Source organism: Alloalcanivorax sp. C16-2, assembly GCF_046507615.1.
GTDB lineage: Bacteria > Pseudomonadota > Gammaproteobacteria > Pseudomonadales > Alcanivoracaceae > Alloalcanivorax > Alloalcanivorax marinus_A.
On sequence record NZ_JBKFTL010000001.1, the window covers coordinates 1,947,225 to 1,966,595 of the forward strand.

The following is a 19,371-nucleotide window of genomic DNA, read 5'->3' on the forward strand; positions in this document are numbered from 1 at the left end:
CAATGTGTACAACTATAAACATTCATGCTATAGCTTCGACCCCGGTGCCGCAATGAAGTGATTGACCGAGTGATCCCCCGGCGCCCGTTTACACGGTCAACAACATCCACGACAAAGAATAAGAAGGGGAAACGCCATGCCTCATGGGGACGTCATTACCTTGCCCAAACTGCTCACCAAGGTGCCCGAGGTGGTCGGTAATCTGCCCGGCCTGATCAAGGGCGCGCGCATGGGTAAACTCACCGACACCCGGCGACCGGTGGGCCTGGGGGTGGCGTTCGAGCGGGCGGCGTCGGAACATTCGGCCGGCATCGCTTTGATCCAGGATGAACGGGCCTTCACCTACGCCACCCTGAACGGCTGGGCCAACCGCATCGCCGACTACCTGGCCTCCATCGGTTTGAAAAAAGGCGACACCGTGGCGGTCAACCTGGAGAACCGGCCGGAGCTGCTGGCCACGGTGATCGGTTGCGCCAAACTGGGGGTGTGCGCGGCGCTGCTGAATACCGCCCAGCGCGGCAAGGTGCTGGTGCACAGTTTCAACCTGGTCGCCCCCAAGGCGGCCATCATCGGCGGTGAACAGCTCACCGCGGTGCAGGCGGTGCGCGACCGCCTGGACCTCCGGGAGCACTTTCTTTATTTCGCCGACCAGGACACCCTGGCGGACCCGGGCGAGGCGCCGGAAACCTACGTGAACCTGGCCGAGGCGATCAAACGCCGTTCCAGCGCCAACCCGGCCAGCAGCCAGCGGACGTTTTTGCGCGATCCGCTCTTTTATATTTATACCTCCGGTACCACCGGCCTGCCCAAGGCGGTGGTGTTCAATCATGGCCGTTGGGAAAAAGCCTACGGCGGGTTCGGCTTCTCCTCCGTGCGCCTGGACGCCCACGACCGGCTCTACTGTACCCTGCCGTTCTATCACGCCACCGGGCTGGTGGTGTGCTGGGCCTCGGTGATCGCCGGGCGCGGCGGGCTGGTGCTGGCGCGGCGCTTTTCGGCGAGCCGCTTCTGGGGGGACGTGCGCCGCCACGACTGCACCGCTTTCGGCTACGTGGGTGAGCTGTGCCGCTACCTCCACGAGCAGCCCGAGAAACCGGACGATGCCGACAATCCGGTGCGCACCATCGTCGGCAACGGTCTGCGCCCGAGCATCTGGAAAGCGTTCAAAAAGCGCTTCGATATCGACCGGGTGGCGGAGTTCTACACCGCCTCGGAAAGCAATGTGGCGTTCACCAATGTGTTCAACTTCGACAACACGGTGGGCTTCTCGCCGGTGGGCTACGCCATCGTCCAGTACGACAAGGAAGCGGACCAGCCGGTGCGTGACGCCCGTGGTTTCATGCGCCGGGTGCGCAAGGGCGAGGCCGGCCTGATGCTCGGCGAAATCACCGACAAAACGCCGTTCGACGGCTACACCGACCCGGAAAAAACCGAAAAGGCGATCTTCCGAAACGTGTTCAAGAAAGGCGATGCCTGGTTCAACACCGGCGACATGATGCGTGATATCGGCTACCGCCATGCCCAGTTCGTCGACCGACTCGGCGACACCTTCCGTTGGAAAGGCGAAAACGTCTCCACCACCGAGGTGGAGCAGATCCTGGACGGCTTCGAGCAGATCGTGGAATCCGTGGTCTACGGCGTGGAGATCCCCGGCACCAATGGCCGCGCCGGCATGGCCGAGCTACGCCTGGACCGCCCCCACGGCGAAGCGGATTGGGCCGCCCTGAGCGCCTGTCTGGCCCGCGAACTGCCGCCCTACGCGGTCCCGGTGTTCCTGCGCGTCACCGACGGCGGCGTGGAAACCACCGGTACCTTCAAGCACCAGAAGAACACGCTGAAGGAAGAAAAGTACGACCTGGAGCGCGTCACCGATCCGGTCTACGTGCTGCTGCCCGGCGAACACCGTTACCAGCCCCTCACCCCGGAGATCCAGCAAGCCATCGATGGTGGTGAATACCGCTTCTAGAACGCCGGGCCCACGCCGGGACGCGTCCATGATGGAGGACTCGGCCGCTAATACCCGATAAGCCATAAAAAAACGCGGGCCGGAGCCCGCGTTTTTTTGGTCGGTGGGTGGGGGAGGGATCAACCCGCCTGGATCTTCTGGAACAGCCACTCGTGCAGGCCGTCGGAGATCAGCGGCAGGAAGGACACAATCAGCAGCGCCGTCAGCATCACCGCGATCGGCAGGATGAACTTCTCGTAGCGGCGGAAGAAGCTGCCGGTATGAATCCTGGCGCTTTCCACCTCGTCGTCGCCCACCACCTGTCGCGTCAACAGATGGTTCAACGCCACCGGTGGCGTCAGATACCCCAGTTCGAAGGCCACCAGCGTGATCATCCAGAAATGCAGTGGCGCGATACCGTTATCGAACGCCACCTGTGCGATGGTGGCGTTGACCAGAATCACCGCCCCGTAGGGGTCCATGATCATGCCGATGATCACCATCGTCACCACCAGGATGCCCATCGCGATCCAGATCGACGGGAAGGTCTCGGGCAGCATTTCCAGCAAGCCGGAGCGCTCGATGATGCCACCGGTACTCACCGACAGAGCCATCAGCATGAGCAGCGCGCCGATGTGGCCGGTGGTCTCGTTGGTGGCCAGCCGCAACGCGCCTTCCATCTTCTCGGACACGCCTTTTTCCGGTTGGTAATGCGGGTCCTGGTCGCCGGTCTTGACCAGATAGTGGACCACCATGAAGGTGCCCAGTACCAGGTTGCGCCAGAACTCACCCCAGAGGATGTCCTCCAGCTCCACCGGAGACACGCCGGCTGGCGTGGTGCCGGTGCTGAGCGCGTGGTAACCCTCCCAGATGCCCTGGAACGACAGGAACAGCATCGGTACCAGGAACAGGCTGAACAGATGCAGCAGGTGCTTGCTGAATTTCTCGTAAAGCAGTACGGCAAGCAGCATTACCGGCAGGATGATGGGCGCCGAGAACTCATCCAGGTGGCGGCCCAGCAGATCGCTGAACAGCACCAGCACCGAGCCCACGATGATGCCATAGGGCATCAGCGGTACCAGCCGCTTGAGGCTGCGCGGCAGCGCCTCGGAGAACGGCGCGATGCGCGCCGGCGAGGTGCGCGCGAACTGGCTGTAGATGAAGAACAGGAACAGGCTCAGGAAGAAAATCTTGTAGCCGGAGGCGAACAGCTCGGTGGTGGTCACGCTCTTGTTGAGCGCGGCGATGATCACCACCAGCAGGCAGGGCCGCAGCACCACGCCCATGGAGCCGGACATGGCGGTGGCCGCCAGCGCCAGTTGCTTGCGCGCGCCGACGCGGATCAGTTCCTGATAGATGGTGGCGCCGGCGGCGATCACGAAGATCCCGGAGGCACCGGTGTAGGCGGTGGGAATGGCCGCCACGGCCAGCACCACGAAGCACATCAGCTCCGGCGACATCTTCCAGGGCCGCAGCACGTCGAACACCAGGTGCGCCAGCTTGGTCTGCTTGAGCAGCATGCCGATCCAGATATAGAGCGCCAGGTTCAGGAACAGGGTGGACAGCTCCATCATCATGTTCAGATAGACGCTGATGCCATGGTAGTAACCCTGCATCATGAACTGCACCGACGCGCTCAGGCACATGAAGGTGTACAGCGGAATGGTGAGGAACGCCTTGGGCCAGGAGCCGCCGTCCTCGAGATCCTTGGGCGGGCGGAAAAGCTGCAGCAGCGAGGCGGCGGTAAGCAGGGCGAAGCCCGCCACCCAGAAACCGTGCAGGTAGAAATTGCCCACCGTGACGCCGGCGTCCATGGCTTCCACGTCCTTGGCCCGGTACACGGCGGCGGACATCAGCAACAGGCCATTGGCGCACAACTGCGCGATGGTGGAGATGTAGTGGTCCTTGCGGGTACGTGACGGTCGCAGGGAGATGTGATGCCGGGCCAGCGTGGCGGTGGCCGCGCAGATGATCACCAGCAGACACAGCAGCAACCGCTTGTAATCACCCAGGGTGGACACCACCCGGGCCACGGTGCCTTCCACGTTGCGGAACATGATCACCCCGGGGGTGACCTTCTCCTGCACCGTCTGGTAGCGCTCCCACTTACCCTGGCAGTTGGCGCGGGACGCCTCCAGGGAGTTGCGGATGGCGCCTTCATCCACTTCCGAACCGCCGAGAATGTCGGCCAGCGGGTCGTCCTTGGCTTCGGCGCGACGCTGCTCGGCGATCTCGCGTACCCGCTGGTCGATGTCCGGGTCCGGGTTACAGGTGGGCTCGGGCACCATGCCCGCGCCGCGCAGCAGGAAATATTCGTCCCAGGTCGCTTCACCAATTTTCAGCAACTGGGAGTGGATGATCTGGCCGGAAGAAAGAAAAATGACGATCAGGAGAATAAAAAGGGTAGGCAGGGAGGAGAGCCATTCACCCACCGATCTCCTGGCCACGGTAAAAGTCGGTTTATCCATTGTTCACCCGGTTTGATTCTTGCCGCCAGTGGCGGAATCGTGGCGCCTGGGCGCCGGTTGGTCCGTTCGCGGCAGCGCTATCCGCGGTACGGAGTAAGGGGAAAGAAAAGCGGGGCCCGGAGGGGCCCCGCGGGTCGGTGATCGGAGGCGATCACAGAGTGCACTCGGCCCGGGAAGGTTCGTACTTGCAACGCACCTTCTTGAGCAGGCCAACCAGTTCCTTGCTGTAGATACCGTCCTGGGTCATTTCCAGCCGCGCCTCACGCAGCATTTCGTCGTAGCGGAGCCGGTCCTGTTCCGGGATGTCGATCCACCACTTCTTGTCGACCTCGTTCTCCGCGTTGCGGATCACGTTCATGGCGCGGTCGAACTGGCCAAGCATGAACTTGCGGGAGTTGAGGGCGAACTCCTCGCTGAAGCGGTCCTGGCGCAGCACGATCTGGGTGGTGAGCTGGCCCAGGGTGTAGCGGATGATGCCGCCGTCGGGCTGCATGCCCTTGTAGAGCTCCAGGGCGGAGTAGGCCACCACCGGCGCGAAGCAGATGTCCACGGAGTTGTTGTTGAAGCGGCCCGCGAAGTTGGTGATGTCGGACAGCACCGGCGACATGCCCACTTTGGAAGCCATTTCGGCCTGGGCCGGGTCGTATTCCATCACCGAGATGGATTTGCCGGACAGTTCGCCGACGGTGTCGATGGACTTGTCCTTGACGAACAGATAGGCCGCGCCCATGGGGATCATGCCGCCCATGATGTAGGAACCGGACTTCATTTTGTCGGTGATGGAGGGGGCGTCGCTGGCCAGCACCCGCATCACGGTCTTCAGTTCCTCGTAGGTGGGGATCGCGCCGATCGCCTCCATGCTGCCGGCGAAGCTGTTGAACTGACGTACGCGCAGGCCGGTGAGCACGGCGGCGTCGCACTGACCGGCCTTGAGATCCTCGGCGGCGATCTTCTCGTCGGTGTAGGGTTTGAGCTTGAGGTCCACGCCCCAACCGGCGGCCTGGGTCTTGAGGTCCTTCATGACGTTGTACACGTCACCGTTGGCGCCAATGATATCGAATACGCAAAGGCTGCGTTGCTCCGCCGCCTGGGCGGAAACCGCGCCCAGGCCCAGCGAGGCCACCGCGGCCAGGGCAAAAGTCTTGAAAACGCGCATCACGGTTCTCTCCTTGCAGATACTTCTTGTGGAATGGGAGCGGGACGGGCTCGGGAAAGCGTCCCGCTCCTAAAGGCATTGGAGCTTACAGCAGGTCGTTGATGTCCATTTCCGGTTCGTCCGGCTGGTCGTCCCAGAAGGTACCCAGGCCGCTCAGCGGAGTGCGCTTGCCGGTGTTCTCGGTCCACAGCCGGTCGGACAGGCCGGTCACCAGGAGGCCGGCGATGGTGTCGATCATGGCGTAGTCCGGATTCAGGTTCTGGTCGTTGGCGGCGAAGTTGCGGATCGCCTCGCGCAGACGCTGATTGTCGCCTTTGCTGTAGGCGCTCATGGCGTACAGCGCGCTGCTCAGGCGAACGCCCTGTTCGAAGCCCAGCTTCTCGGACTGTTTGAGGGTCTGCCAGGGCTGGGCGCCTTCCGGAGCCAGCTGCGGCAGGATCGACCAGATGGTGGCGCGCACGGCCATGGGGGCGCCCCACCATTTTTCGTTGTCCAGGCACTTCATGCGGCGCTCGACCTTGGCGACGATGTCACGCGGCACGCCCACGGTACCGTCGGCGACGCCGTCGGCCACCAGGGCCTGCACGCCGGCCACGTTGCCGACCAGCCACACCAGTTCGTCGAAGTCCTTGCGCAGACGCGGGCACTGGCCTTCCTCGAGGGGGCCGTACTTCTCGTCCATGATGCGGAAGGATTTGTAGAGACGCTTGGCGGCGACGGCGGACAGGCGTTTCTGGGCGATGCGCGCGTCCTGGGCGGAGGAAACGTTGCCGGCGCGTACTTCACGCTGGTAACGAAGTTCTTCTTCCAGGGCCATCTGCTCGACGCAGACAGCGGCGGTGGTGAAGGTCATTACCCCCAGTTTTTCCGGCCAGGAGCCCACTTCCTCGAAGGACATCAGAAGCGGGGTCTGCGCCTCGCCGGTGATGCAACCCATGCGGATATCGTCGTAGGCGAGAAGGTGAGGCGCCATTTCGGCCTCACCGAAGGTGACCAGGATATCACCGGTGCTTTTCCAGATCATGGCACAGCCGGAAAGCACGGTGATCATCCCCCCCGCCAGGATAAGACGTGAGGAACGAACAAGTTTATCGACTAGAGAACGCATTCCTTGAGCTCCTTTTTATTGTTCTCTCGGCGCGAGCACCGGTTCAGAGCAACATACAGAACGGCTCTGAGTTGGCACAAGCGCCACTTACATAAATGCCTGTAAGTCATTACAAACATGATGCTAGCCTTGAGATCATGAGTTTGAGGCCCGCTGGTGATAATGACCCTGGGTCGCGGCTCTGATGTCAAAACAGCCAATGCCTTCAAGGAACTTGTCGCGGAGTTCGGAAATAGTGATGACCAAGGAACCCGGCCCCGAGGCGGGGCGCGCGGACCTGTCCCGGGAACGGGAAGGCCTGGCGCTGGTGCGCAATACCGCCCGGGGCGCGCTGCGTATTATCGAAACCCTGAGCGTGGTGGGCCGGCAGGGCGCCGGCTGGCTGCTTGGCGACCGGGACGCCTTGCCCCGGCGCCTGCGCCACACCTTTGAATCCCTGGGCGCCACCTACATCAAGCTGGGCCAGTTCATCGCCAGCTCGCCGTCTCTGTTCCCCGAGGAGTATGTCCAGGAGTTCCAGAAGTGCCTGGATCGCACGCCGCCCATGCCATTTCACTATATCCGCGAGATGGTGGAGAGCGAATTGGGCAAACCCCTGGCGGAGGCCTTTGAATGGGTGGATCCGCAACCCCTGGCCAGTGCCTCCATCGCCCAGGTGCACGCCGCCCGGCTGCACAACGGCGCCGAGGTGGTGATCAAGGTGCAGCGTCCCGGGGTGCGCAATGTGCTGCTCACCGATTTCAATTTTCTCTATGTTTCGGCCCGGGTGATCGAGTCCCTGGCGCCGGGATTGTCCCGATCGGCATTGTCCGGGGTGGTCGAGGAACTGCAGGCGGGCATGATCGAGGAATGCGATTTCCTGCAGGAGGCCCGCAATCTGGAGGCGTTCAATCGTTTCCTGGCGGAAAGCGGCAATACCGCCGTGGTGGCGCCGCGGCCGATCAGCTCCCATACCACCGCCCGGGTGCTCACCATGGAACGCTTCCACGGCGTGCCGCTCACTGACCTGGAGGTGCTGCGCGCCTATACCGACGACCCCGCCGGTACCCTGGTCACGGCCCTGAACACCTGGTTCTCCAGCCTGATGCTGTGCGATTTCTTCCACGCCGACCTGCACGCCGGCAACCTGATGCTGCTGGAGGACGGGCGTGTCGGGTTCATCGACTTCGGCATGGTGGGGCGCATCCGCCGGGAGACCTGGTCGGGGATGATGGAGTTGTTCGATGCCATCGGCAATGGTGACGTGAACGCCATGGCGCGGGCCATGGCCATGGTCGGCATGACCCGCGAGGAAGTGGACGTATCGGCCCTGGCCCGGGACATCGGCGCCCTTCAGGAGCGGCTCACCGAGGTGGACGCCAGCGCTCTGGTGCAGGCGGACCGCAACGACCGCGAGGTGAACCAGCTGCTCACCGAGCTGGTGCGCATCGGTGAGGGGCACGGTATCCGGTTTCCCCGGGAATTCGCCTTGCTGCTCAAGCAGTTCTTGTACTTCGACCGTTATGTGCAGGCGCTGGCGCCGGAGCTGGACATGTTCAACGATCAGAGGGTGGATATGTTCGGCGCCCTGGATCAGTTGCCCGGTGGCGACGAGCCGTTGCATTGAGCGTTGGTGCGCGTCGCGACTGAAGTCGCTCCTACGACAGGCCGCTGTAGGAGCGACTTCAGTCGCGATCAACGGCCACCGATTTCACCGCTTGATGTCGGAGCACTCCGCCCGGGTGTTGTCGAGCTTGCAGCGAATGCGCTTCTGCAATTCCAGCATGTCGGCGCTGTAATAGCCGCGCCGCTCCAGTTCCTGCCGCGCCTCGCGCATCATCACCTCGTACTCCCGTTTGTCGTCCTCGGGAATCTCCACGAACCAGTGCTCCGGCACCACCCTGGTTTCCCGGCGCACGCGACCGAGAAAGTCGTCGTAGCTTTCGAAGAACAGCTCCCGGGTGATCTGTGCCAGCTCCGGGGTGATGCGGTCCTTGTGCCCCACCAACTGAAGGGTGATCTGCGCCAGCGGGTAGTTGATGATGCCGCCGTCCGGCTTCATGCCCTTGTACAGCTCCATCAGCTGGTAGGCGGCCAGGGGCGCGGCCAGGACGTCCACCACGCCGTTGTTGAACAACCCCGGCGCGTGGACGATGTCGGTGGGCACCGGGGCGGCGCCCAGGTCGCCCACCATTTCCGCCTGCACCGGGTCGTAGTCGAGCACCGCCACTTTCTTGCCGGCGGCCTTGCCCAGGGTATTGATGCGTTTGTCGTTAACGAAGATATAGGCGCCGCCGGCCGGCGCCACGCCCAGCACCACGTAGTTGCCCTGGGTCATGCGCGGCGCCGAGCGCGGGTCGGCCAGCACCTTGAGCAGCATGCGAAGGTGTTCCTCGGTGGGCAGGCCGCCGATGGAATCGATGGTGCCGGTGTACTGGTTGAACAGGCGCGCGCGCATGCCGGTCATCAGGGCGGCGTCGCAGCGCCCCGCCTTGAGGGTTTCCACCATGACCCGCTCATCGGTGTAGGGCTCCAGGTTCACCTTGATGCCATACTTCAGAAAGCGGGTGGTCTGGTCCCGGGCGGCGCTGAAGATGGGGCCGTTGCGTCCCACCAGGTCCCAGATGCAGATGCTGACCTCGCGGCGGTCGGCGAGGCGTTCGCGCAGCGGGCGGTCGTCGGCGCCGGCGGGTGCCGCCAGGGCGCCGGCCAGAATCAGCAGGGCGGCGAACAGCGGGCGCTTCATGAGCCGCCCCCGGCGCATTCGCCCCGGGACGAGTCGAACTTGCAGCGGATGCGACGCTGCAGATCGAGCATGTCGCCGCTGTAGTAATCTTCCTGGCGCAGCACGTTGCGGGCGTCCTGCATCATGCTTTCATACACCCGTTTCTCGTTATCGGGGATGTGAATCCACCAGCGTTTCGGTACCCGGTCTTCCTCGATTTTGACCCGGTCACGAACCCGGTCGTAGGCCTCGAAGGAGGCTTCGCGCACCAGTTGCGCGATCTCGTTGGGGAATTTATCCAGCCGGCCCACCAACTGCATGCTCAGTTGCGCGATCGGGTAATCGACGATGCCACCGTCCGGCTCCATGCCTTTGTACAGTTCCAGCAGCTCATAGGCCACCAGCGGCGCGGCGAGAATGTCGACCACGCCGTTGTTGAATTTGTTGGGGGCGCTGACGATGTCCGACGGCACCGGGGTGGCGCCGATGCCGGCCACCATTTCCGCCTGGGTCTGGTCGTAGTCGAGTACCGCTACTTTCTTGCCGGCGGCCTTGGCCAGGGAACTGATTTGTTTGTCGTTGACGAAGATGTGCACACCGCCACCGGAGAACATGCCCATGATCACGTATTCGCCCTGCACCATCTTGTCCGCCTGGCTGGGATGGGCAAGCACCTTGAGCAGGGTGCGCATGTGCTGGTTGTCCGGCACGCCGCCGATGGAATCGATGGTGCCGGTGTACTTGTTGAACAGGCGCGCGCGGAAGCCGCTCATCAGCGCCGCGTCGCAGCGCCCGGCCTTGAGCTCCTCGACCATCACGGTTTCGTTGGTGAACGGCACCATTTCCAGGTTGATGCCGTATTCCTGGGCCATGGCGCGCTGGTCCATGGCGGCCTGGAACACCGGGCCGGCCCGACCGGCGATGTCCCAGATGCAGATCTTGCGACTCAGGGCGGTGCCCGGCGGCATCTGGTCGATGCCCACCAGCTTGCTGATCGCCTTCAGGCGCACCCGCACCGGCATGTCGCGGGAATAATAAATATCGGCCAGGCCCTGCACCACGCGGTCGTCGATGGTGACGCCGGGGAGCAGTTTCTGCATCGCCTGACGTTGTTCGTTGTTGAGTTGCATTTGCTGCGCGCCGACCGCGCAAAACGATGACAGAATCAGTGCAATTAAAATCAGGGTAAAACGACGCATAATAATCCCTGCTTTTGTTTTTAGAGGGGTTTTAAGCGAGTTAAACACGGGGCGCTGAGCGTGAAGATGCCGGCTTGACGGTGGCGGGTGGCGCCGGGGCCAAGGGGACGCTACCTTGGAGCGCCCCGATGGGACCGGGTGGTGGTTATTTCGGTTGGGCGTCCAGGGACACGCCGTTGATGTCGCGGCTGTCCGGGCCGAGCAGGAACAGGTAGGGCGCCACGATGTCCGCCGGGGTCTTGAGAGTGGCCGGGTCCTCGCCGGGGTAGGCGAGGGCGCGCATGTCGGTGCGGGTGGCGCCCGGGTTGAGGGTGTTGGTACGGATCGGGCTGATGTTCTCGAGCTCGTCGGCCAGGGTTTGCGCCAGATTCTCGGTGGCCGCCTTGGAGGCGGCATAGGCGCCCCAGAAGGCCCGGCCGCGCCGGCCCACGCTGGACGAGGTGAACAGGATGCGGCCGTCGTCGCTGTTGCGCAGCAGCGGCAGCAACGCCTGGGTGAGGTGGAAGGCGGCGTTGACGTTGACACGCATCACCGATTCCCAGGTGTCGGCGCCATAGCGGTCCAGCGGGGTGATGTCGCCGAGCACCGAGGCATTGTGCAGCACGCCGTCCAGGCGCCCGAATTCCTTCTCGAACAGGCCGGCCAGTTCCCGGTAGTCCTCCGGGCGGGCCACTTCCAGATTGACCGGCGCCAGGGCCGGCTCCGGGCCACCGGCGGCCTTGATCTCGTCGTAGACCGCTTCCAGCTTGGCCTGGGTGCGGCCCAACAGGATCACGGTGGCGCCGTGGGCGGCCAGGGCCAGCGCCACCGCGCGGCCGATGCCGGCGCCGGCGCCGGTGACCAGGATGATGCGGTCCTTGAAGGTGTCCGCCGCGCATTGGTAGTTCACGGCGCGATCGTTGATTGCCTTGATGTCCATGTCTTAAGAGTCCTGGTTGAGGCTGCGCAGCAGGGCGGGCAGGTCCTCGCCCCGTTCCAGATAATGGTCCGCCGGCCAGGCGCGCGGGTTGTCGTCGGCGTCCACGTAGCCGAAGGCGGCGGTGGCGGTGACCATTTTCGCATTGAGGCCGGCCTGGATGTCACGCAGGTGGTCGCCCACGTACAGACAGTGCACCGGGTTGGCGCTGGCGGCGGCCGCCGCCATCAGCAGGCCTTCCGGGTGCGGTTTGCGTTCCGCCACCTGATCCGGGCAGATCACCGCCACGGCCCGCTCCAGCAGCCCGAGCCCGGCCAGCACCGGGCGGGTGAAACGCTCCGGTTTGTTGGTGACCACGCCCCAGGGCAGGCCGTTGCTTTCCAGCCAGGCCAGGGATTCCGGCATGCCCTCGAACAGCCGGGTATCCACGTCCAGGCGCCGGCCATAGGCTTCCAGCAGATCGTTGAGGCGCTGGTCGAAGCCTTCGTCGCCGGGGGCCAGGCCGAAGCCCAGCTCGGTGAGCGCGCGGGCGCCGTTGGAGACGGTGGCGCGCACCGCCTGGTAGCTCACCGGCGGATGACCGTGGGCCTCCAGCACCTGGTTGAGCACCACGTAAAAATCCGGAGCGGTGTCCACCAGGGTGCCATCGAGATCGAAGAAAACCGCCTCAAGCACGGCGCACCGCGTGCATCAGATAGTTCACGGAGACATCCCGGTTGAGTTTGTAGACCTGGGTCAGCGGGTTGTAGGTCATGCCGGTGGTGTCGCGCACCTCCAGGCCCGCGTCGCGGGCCCAGCCGGCCAGCTCCGACGGGCGGATCAGCTTGGCGTATTCGTGGGTACCCCGGGGCAGCAGGCGCAGCACGTATTCGGCGCCGACGATGGCGAACAGGAACGCCTTGGGATTGCGGTTGATGGTGCTGAAGAACACCTGGCCGCCGGGTTTCACCAGGGTGGCGCAGGCGCGGATCACCGAGGACGGGTCGGGCACGTGCTCGAGCATTTCCAGGCAGGTGACGGCGTCATACTGGCCGGCGCGCTCGGCGGCGATGTCCTCGGCGGGCACCTGACGGTACTCCACTTCCACGCCGCTTTGCTCGGCGTGCAACCGGGCCACGGCCAGGGGCGCCTCGCCCAGGTCGATGCCGGTGACCTCGGCGCCGCGCCGGGCCATGCCCTCGGAGAGCAGGCCGCCGCCGCAGCCGATGTCGATCACTTTTTTGCCGGGCAGGTCGAGGCGTTCGTCGATGTAGTTCAGCCGCAGGGGGTTGATGTCGTGCAGCGGGCGAAACTCGGAATCCGGGTCCCACCAGCGCTCCGCCAGGGCGTTGAATTTGGCGATCTCGGCGCTGTCGACGTTGGCTTGGCTCATTGCTCGTTCTCCGGTGAGTGGTCGGCCCGGGCGATCTTGTCGCGCCATTCGCCGGCGGTCTTGGCGATCAGGGCGGTGTTCAGGGTGGTCAGGCGGCGTTCTTCCATCAGGCAGCGGCCGGCCACCCAGCTGTGTGTCACCTGGTCACGGCTGGCGGCGTACACCAGTTGCGCCACCGGGTCGTAGACCGGCTGGGTCTCCAGCGCGCCCAGGTCCACGGCGACCATATCCGCCTGCTTGCCAATTTCCAGTGAACCGACGCGGTTTTCCAGCCCCAGGGCGCGGGCGCCATTGAGGGTAGCCATGCGCAGCGCCTGGCTGGCGGACACCGCGTCGGCGCGCTGGCTGACGCCCTTGGCGAGCAGGGCGGCGGTGCGGGTTTCGCCGATCATGTCCAGGTCATTGTTGCTGGCGGCGCCGTCGGTGCCCAGGGCGACGTTGATGCCGGCGTCCAGCAGCCGCTGCACCGGGCAGAAGCCGCTGGCCAGTTTGAGGTTGGATTCCGGGCAGTGCACCACCTGGGTACCGGTGTCCGCCACCCATTGGATCTCCTCGTCGAGCAGCTGGGTCATGTGCACCGCCATCAGCCTCGGGCTGAGCAGGCCGAGCTGCTTGAGCCGGGCCAGGGGGCGCTCGCCGTTGGCCTCGACGGCGGAGTGAATCTCGCCGGCGGTTTCGTGCACGTGCATCATCACCGGCGCGTCCAGCTCCTCGGCCAGGGTCAGCACCTGGCGCAGCGGGCCGTCGGACACGGTATAGGGGGCGTGGGGGCCAAAACCGATGGTGATGCGCGGCTCGTGGCGCCAGGCGTCGGCGGCCTGGGTGGTCAGGCGCAGATAGTCCTCCGGGCCTTCGCCCATGGGCGTGGGGAAATCCAGGATCGGCGCGAACAGGGCGGCGCGCAGGCCCGCTTCCATGACCACCCGGGCGGCGGTTTCCGGGAAGAAATACATGTCGCCGAAGCAGGTGGTGCCGGAGCGGATCATCTCCGCCGCCGCCAGGCGGGTGCCGTCGCGGACGAACGGCTCGCCGATCCAGCGCCCCTCGGCGGGCCAGATGTGCCGCTCCAGCCAGGTCATCAGGGGCAGGTCGTCGGCCAGGCCGCGGAACAGGTTCATGGCGGCGTGGGTATGGGCGTTGACGAGCCCGGGAATCAGCAGGTGGCGGTCGAGGGTCACGGTGTCGTCGGCGACCCATTTCCGCGCCGCCAGGGCGCTGGGCAGCAGGTCGACGATGGCGCCTTCGCGCACCACCAGGGCGTGGTCGGCGAGGGCGCCGCTGTCCGGCGCCACCGGCGCCACCCAGCGCGCCTGGACGATCAGATCCGCGCGGTTGTCGGTCATGAAAGGCTCCCTGTTCGGTCAGGCCGCGAGTATAGCCGCGTGGCGATACGAGTTGTAGGAGCGGCTTCAGCCGCGATCGCGCGGGTGTGGCCATCGCGGCTGAAGCCGCTCCCGCGGTGTACTGGAAGCGGTCCCCGCGCGGGGGGAGGCGTCGTGGTCGTCCGTATCGCCCGGCGAGGCGCCGCTGTGCTATCATCCCGAGCTTTCCCGGACTGTCCCTGGACCCCATATAAAGGAACGCCATGACGGACCTCGCCAAAGAAGTCACGCCCGTCAATATCGAGGACGAGCTCAGGCAGTCGTACCTGGATTACGCCATGAGCGTGATCGTCGGCCGCGCCCTGCCGGATGTGCGCGACGGCCTCAAGCCGGTACACCGGCGCGTGCTGTTCGCGATGCACGAGCTGAGCAACGACTGGAACAAACCCTATAAAAAATCCGCCCGGGTGGTGGGTGACGTAATCGGTAAATACCATCCCCACGGGGACTCCGCCGTGTACGACACCATCGTGCGCATGGCGCAGCCGTTCTCGCTGCGCTACATGCTGGTGGACGGCCAGGGCAACTTCGGTTCCATCGACGGCGACTCGGCGGCGGCCATGCGGTACACCGAAGTACGTATGTCCAAGATCGCCCATGAACTGCTGGCCGACCTGGACAAGGAAACCGTCGATTACGTCGACAACTACGACGGTACCGAGCGCATTCCCGACGTCATGCCGACCCGGGTGCCGAACCTGCTGGTGAACGGCTCCTCGGGCATCGCCGTGGGCATGGCCACCAATATCCCGCCGCACAACCTGCGCGAGGTGGTGGATGGCTGTCTGGCGCTGATCGAGGATGACAGCCTCACCCCGGACGACCTGATGGAATACATCAAGGGCCCGGATTTCCCCACCGCCGGCATCATCAATGGTCGCGCCGGTATCGTGCAGGCCTACCGCACCGGCCGTGGCCGCATCTATGTGCGCGCCCGCGCCGACATCGAGCAGATGGACAAGGGCGGCAAGGAAGCGATCATCATCCATGAGCTGCCCTACCAGGTGAACAAGGCGCGGCTGATCGAGAAGATCGCCGAGCTGGTCAAGGACAAGAAGATCGAGGGCATCACCGAGCTGCGCGACGAGTCCGACAAGCAGGGCATGCGGGTGGTGATCGAGCTGCGCCGGGGCGAGAACGCCGAGGTGGTGCTCAACAACCTCTATCAGCAGACGCAGATGGAGTCGGTGTTCGGCATCAATACCGTGGCCCTGGTGGACGGTCAGCCCAAGACCCTGAACCTGCGCGAGCTGCTGGACGCCTTCCTGCGCCACCGCCGCGAGGTGGTCACCCGGCGCACCGTCTATGAGCTGCGCAAGGCCCGTGAAAAGGCCCACCTGCTGGAAGGTCTGGCGGTGGCGCTGGCCAACATCGATCCGGTGATCGAACTGATCAAGGCGTCGCCGAGCGGCGCCGAGGCCAAGGAAAAACTGCTGGCCCGGGGCTGGGCGCCCGGCGACGTGCTGACCATGCTGGAGCGCGCCGGCGGCGAGAACGCGGCGCGCCCGGACGGTCTCGACGACGCCTATGGCCTGCACGACGGCCTTTATCACCTGAGCCCGGAACAGGCCCAGGCGATTCTCGACCTGCGCCTGCAGAAGCTCACCGGCCTGGAGCGCGAGAAGCTGGTCACCGATTACCAGGAGCTGCTCGACCAGATCGCCGAGCTGATGCTGATCCTGGCGGACCCGCAGCGCCTGATGCAGGTGATCCGCGACGAGCTCACCGCGGTGCGCGACGAATACGGCGACGACCGCCGCTCCGAGATCCAGACCTCCCGTCTGGACCTGAGCATGGAAGATCTGATCGCCGAGGAAACCGTGGTGGTGACCCTGAGCCACGGTGGCTACGCCAAGATTCAGCCGATCGACACCTACCGGGCGCAGAAGCGCGGTGGGCGCGGCAAGTCCGCCGGCCAGCTCAAGGACGAGGACTACGTGGAGCACCTGCTGGTGGCGGGCACCCACGATACCCTGTTGTGCTTCACCAACGTGGGCAAGGTGTACTGGCTGCGGGTGTTCGAGCTGCCCCAGGGCGGTCGGGCCTCCCGGGGCAAGCCGATCATCAACCTGATTCCCGCGCTCAAACCGGAGGAGCGGATCACCGCGATCCTGCGCCTGGATGCCGAGCAGGTGCGCCAGCGCGGCAGCGGCGACGATGAGGAAGAGAGCGACGCCGAGGTGGTGGACGTGGCCGAGGACGCCGACGGCGCCGAGGCGGAAGTGGACGCCCCGGCGGTCGCCGGCCCGTTCATCTTCATGGCCACTTCCAGCGGCGTGGTCAAACGCACCGAGCTGGCGCGCTTCGCGCGGCCGCGCAGCAGCGGCCTGATCGCGGTGCGCCTGCAGGATGGCGAGGACCTGGTCAACGTGGCCATCACCCAGGGCGACGAGGACGTGGTGCTGGTGGCGGGCAACGGCAAGGTGGTGCGCTTCCAGGAATCCCGGGTACGGGTAATGAGCCGTATCGCCCGGGGCGTGCGTGGCATGAAGCTGGCCGAGGGCGAGCAGGTGATCGCGCTGATCGTGCCCCAGGAAGGCGGCCAGATGCTGGCGGCCTCGGAGAACGGCTACGGCAAGCGAACCGACCTGAGCGAGTTCCCCACCAAGGGGCGTGGCACCCAGGGTGTCATCGGCATGGTGGTCAACGAGCGCAACGGTCCCCTGGTGGGCGCCACCCAGGTGTTCGGCGGCGAGGACGTGATGCTGATCTCCAATCAGGGCACCCTGGTGCGTACCCGCGTGGACGAGGTCAGCCATCTGGGCCGTAACACCCAGGGCGTGCGCCTGATCCGGCTCGGCGACGGCGAGGCCCTGTCCGGGCTGGCGCGGATTCCGGAGCTGGACGGCGACGACGACCCGGAGGTCGAGGGCCCCGAAGGCGACCAGGACGCTCCGGTCGAGGGCGGTGAGGAGAATAATGAATGAGCCGCGCGTATAACTTCTGCGCCGGGCCGGCGGCGTTGCCGGAAGCGGTCCTGAACCGGGCCCGCGAGGAAATGCTGGATTACCAGGGCACCGGCATGTCGGTGATGGAAATGAGCCACCGCGACTCGGTGATCGTGGAGATGGCCGAAAAAGCGGAACGCGACCTGCGCGAGCTGCTCGGTCTGTCCGACGACTACGTGGTGCTGTTCCTGCAGGGCGGTGCCAGCGCCCAGTTCGCCATGGTGCCCCTGAACCTGCTCGGCGACGCCGGCAAGGCGGACTACGTGAACACCGGCCAGTGGTCCAGCAAGGCGATCAAGGAAGCGCGTCGTTTCTGCGAGGTCAACGTGGCGGCGTCCAGCGAGGACGCCAACTTCACCTACGCCCCGGCGCAAAGCGAGTGGCGGCTGTCCGACGATGCCGCCTACGTGCATTACTGCCCCAACGAGACCATCGGCGGCCTGGAGTTCGATTTCGTGCCGGAGGTGGACAAGCCGCTGGTGGCGGACATGAGCTCCACGATCCTGTCGCGGCCGCTGGACATCGACCGCTTCGATCTGATCTACGCCGGTGCCCAGAAGAACATCGGCCCGGCGGGCCTGACCCTGGTGATCGTGCGCAAGGACCTGCTGGGCCGCGCCGGCCCCACGGTGCCGTCCATGCTCAATTACCAGATCCACGCCGACAACGGCTCCATGTACAACACGCCGCCCACCTTCGCCTGGTATCTGGCCGGCCTGGTGTTCGAGTGGCTCAAGGAGCAGGGTGGGGTGGCCGCCATGGGCGAGATCAACCGCCGCAAGGCCGGCAAGCTGTATGATTTCATTGATGCCAGCGACTTCTACAGCAACCCGGTGCGTCCCACCCAGCGCAGTTGGATGAACGTGCCGTTCGTGCTCGCCGACAGTGCTCTGGACAAGGACTTCCTGGTCGCGGCGGATGCCGCCGGCCTGCGTAACCTGAAGGGCCACCGCAGCGTGGGCGGCATGCGCGCCAGCATTTACAACGCGGTGCCCGAGGCGGCGGTGGACGCCCTGATCGGGTTCATGTCGGACTTCGAGAAACGGAAAGCCTGATGAGCGACAAACCCAGCCTCGATACCCTGCGCGAACGGATCGACAGCCTCGATCAGCGCCTCCAGGACCTGCTCAACGAGCGCGCCGACCTGGCTCACCAGGTGGCCGAGGTAAAGCGCGCCGAGGACCCGGCGCCGGTATTTTACCGGCCCGAGCGCGAGGCCCAGGTGCTGCAGCGGGTCAAGGAACGCAACACCGGCCCCATCGACGCCGAGGACATGGCGCGTTTATTCCGCGAGGTGATGAGCGTGTGCCTGGCCCTGGAGCAGCCCATGCGGGTGGCGTTCCTGGGGCCCGAGGGCACCTTTACCCAGCAGGCGGCGATCAAGCATTTCGGCCATTCCGTGGAGAGCGTGCCGCTGGGCGCCATCGACGAGGTGTTCCGCGAAGTGGAGGCCGGCGCCGTGCACTTCGGCGTGGTGCCGGTGGAGAATTCCACCGAGGGCATGGTCAACCATACCCTGGATTCATTCATGAATTCGGATCTGAAAATCTGCGGCGAGGTGGAGCTGCGCATCCATCACCACCTGCTGTCCGGCCCCCATACCCGCCGCGACAAGGTCACGCGCATCTATTCCCACCAGCAGACCCTGGCCCAGTGCCGCCAGTGGCTGGACGCGCACATGCCGGCGGTGGAGCGCATCGCGGTGAGTTCCAACGCCGAGGCGGCGCGCCGCCTGCGCGATGAATGGAACGCCATGGCCATCGCTGGCGACATGGCCTGCGAGCTCTACGAGCTGGAAAAGGTACAGATCAACATCGAGGATCGGCCGGACAACACCACCCGGTTTCTGATCATCGGTCGCCAGGACACGCCGCCCTCCGGTCGTGACAAGACCAGCCTGCTGGTGTCCGGCAAGAACCGCCCGGGGCTGCTGTCCGACCTGCTGCGCCCGTTCCGCGACAGCGGCATCAACCTGACCCGCCTGGAAAGCCGGCCCTCGCGTATCGCCAACTGGAGCTATGTGTTCTTCATCGACTGTGAAGGCCACAAGGAGGACCCGGCCCTGACCAGGGTGCTGGAAGACCTGGACGCGGACGGCAATACCATCAAGGTGCTGGGCTCCTACCCCAAAGCGGTGCTATAAACGGCTTGCACGCTGGCACGCTTCACGCTC

Annotated in this window: 14 protein-coding genes; 5 read left to right on the forward strand and 9 right to left on the reverse strand. The window is 65.0% G+C overall.

Going from position 1 to position 19,371, the window contains the following annotated elements; translation table 11 throughout:
• Positions 1 to 136: 136 nt before the first annotated feature.
• Positions 137 to 1,966, forward strand: a complete 1,830-nt coding sequence (locus tag ACLD02_RS08995; protein ID WP_410298514.1) for a long-chain-acyl-CoA synthetase — start codon at positions 137 to 139, stop codon at positions 1,964 to 1,966.
• 119 nt (positions 1,967 to 2,085) lie between these two features.
• Here ACLD02_RS08995 and ACLD02_RS09000 read toward each other — a convergent pair whose 3' ends face one another.
• The 3 genes from ACLD02_RS09000 to ACLD02_RS09010 form a co-directional block, all read right to left on the reverse strand.
• Positions 2,086 to 4,413 carry a TRAP transporter large permease subunit gene (locus ACLD02_RS09000; RefSeq protein ID WP_410298515.1) on the reverse strand — a complete coding sequence of 776 codons (2,328 nt, stop codon included), beginning with the start codon at positions 4,411 to 4,413 and terminating at the stop codon, positions 2,086 to 2,088.
• Between the two features lie 151 nt (positions 4,414 to 4,564).
• Entirely contained in the window at positions 4,565 to 5,569 is a 1,005-nt protein-coding gene (locus ACLD02_RS09005; RefSeq protein ID WP_203100957.1) for a putative solute-binding protein, read from the reverse strand.
• Between the two features lie 85 nt (positions 5,570 to 5,654).
• On the reverse strand, positions 5,655 to 6,620 hold the full coding sequence (locus tag ACLD02_RS09010; RefSeq protein ID WP_238400811.1) for a hypothetical protein: 966 nt from the start codon (positions 6,618 to 6,620) through the stop codon (positions 5,655 to 5,657).
• A gap of 295 nt (positions 6,621 to 6,915) precedes the next feature.
• On the opposite strand from ACLD02_RS09010, the gene ACLD02_RS09015 reads away from it, so the two are divergent.
• A complete protein-coding gene (locus tag ACLD02_RS09015) occupies positions 6,916 to 8,283 on the forward strand; it encodes an ABC1 kinase family protein (RefSeq protein ID WP_410298516.1) in 1,368 nt (455 codons plus the stop codon).
• A gap of 84 nt (positions 8,284 to 8,367) precedes the next feature.
• Here ACLD02_RS09015 and ACLD02_RS09020 read toward each other — a convergent pair whose 3' ends face one another.
• The 6 genes from ACLD02_RS09020 to ACLD02_RS09045 all read right to left on the reverse strand — a co-directional run bounded on the left by ACLD02_RS09020 (position 8,368) and on the right by ACLD02_RS09045 (position 14,211).
• Complete coding sequence (locus tag ACLD02_RS09020) at positions 8,368 to 9,402, reverse strand: putative solute-binding protein (RefSeq protein WP_410298517.1); 1,035 nt, start codon at positions 9,400 to 9,402, stop codon at positions 8,368 to 8,370.
• On the reverse strand, positions 9,399 to 10,511 hold the full coding sequence (locus ACLD02_RS09025; RefSeq protein WP_238400812.1) for a putative solute-binding protein: 1,113 nt from the start codon (positions 10,509 to 10,511) through the stop codon (positions 9,399 to 9,401). The genes ACLD02_RS09020 and ACLD02_RS09025 overlap by 4 nt, the downstream gene beginning before the upstream one ends.
• Positions 10,512 to 10,725: 214 nt before the next feature.
• On the reverse strand, positions 10,726 to 11,499 hold the full coding sequence (locus ACLD02_RS09030; RefSeq protein ID WP_203100967.1) for a YciK family oxidoreductase: 774 nt from the start codon (positions 11,497 to 11,499) through the stop codon (positions 10,726 to 10,728).
• Positions 11,500 to 11,502: 3 nt separating this feature from the next.
• Complete coding sequence (locus ACLD02_RS09035; RefSeq protein WP_203100969.1) at positions 11,503 to 12,171, reverse strand: HAD-IA family hydrolase; 669 nt, start codon at positions 12,169 to 12,171, stop codon at positions 11,503 to 11,505.
• On the reverse strand, positions 12,164 to 12,868 hold the full coding sequence (ubiG, locus tag ACLD02_RS09040; protein WP_410298518.1) for a bifunctional 2-polyprenyl-6-hydroxyphenol methylase/3-demethylubiquinol 3-O-methyltransferase UbiG: 705 nt from the start codon (positions 12,866 to 12,868) through the stop codon (positions 12,164 to 12,166). Before ubiG ends, ACLD02_RS09035 begins: the two co-directional genes overlap by 8 nt.
• A complete protein-coding gene (locus ACLD02_RS09045; protein ID WP_410298519.1) occupies positions 12,865 to 14,211 on the reverse strand; it encodes a TRZ/ATZ family hydrolase in 1,347 nt (448 codons plus the stop codon). Before ACLD02_RS09045 ends, ubiG begins: the two co-directional genes overlap by 4 nt.
• Positions 14,212 to 14,453: 242 nt before the next feature.
• Between ACLD02_RS09045 and gyrA the strand changes: the two genes are divergently transcribed.
• The 3 genes from gyrA to pheA are packed head-to-tail and all read left to right on the forward strand — an operon-like array spanning position 14,454 to position 19,341.
• Entirely contained in the window at positions 14,454 to 17,177 is a 2,724-nt protein-coding gene (gene gyrA, locus ACLD02_RS09050; protein WP_410298520.1) for a DNA gyrase subunit A, read from the forward strand.
• The gene (serC, locus tag ACLD02_RS09055; protein WP_203100977.1) at positions 17,174 to 18,253 is read left to right on the forward strand and encodes a 3-phosphoserine/phosphohydroxythreonine transaminase; all 1,080 of its coding nucleotides are present in this window, start codon (positions 17,174 to 17,176) and stop codon (positions 18,251 to 18,253) included. Before gyrA ends, serC begins: the two co-directional genes overlap by 4 nt.
• Positions 18,253 to 19,341: a prephenate dehydratase gene (gene pheA / locus ACLD02_RS09060; protein WP_203100979.1), complete on the forward strand. Its 1,089-nt coding sequence runs from the start codon at positions 18,253 to 18,255 to the stop codon at positions 19,339 to 19,341. Before serC ends, pheA begins: the two co-directional genes overlap by 1 nt.
• Positions 19,342 to 19,371: the final 30 nt, after the last annotated feature.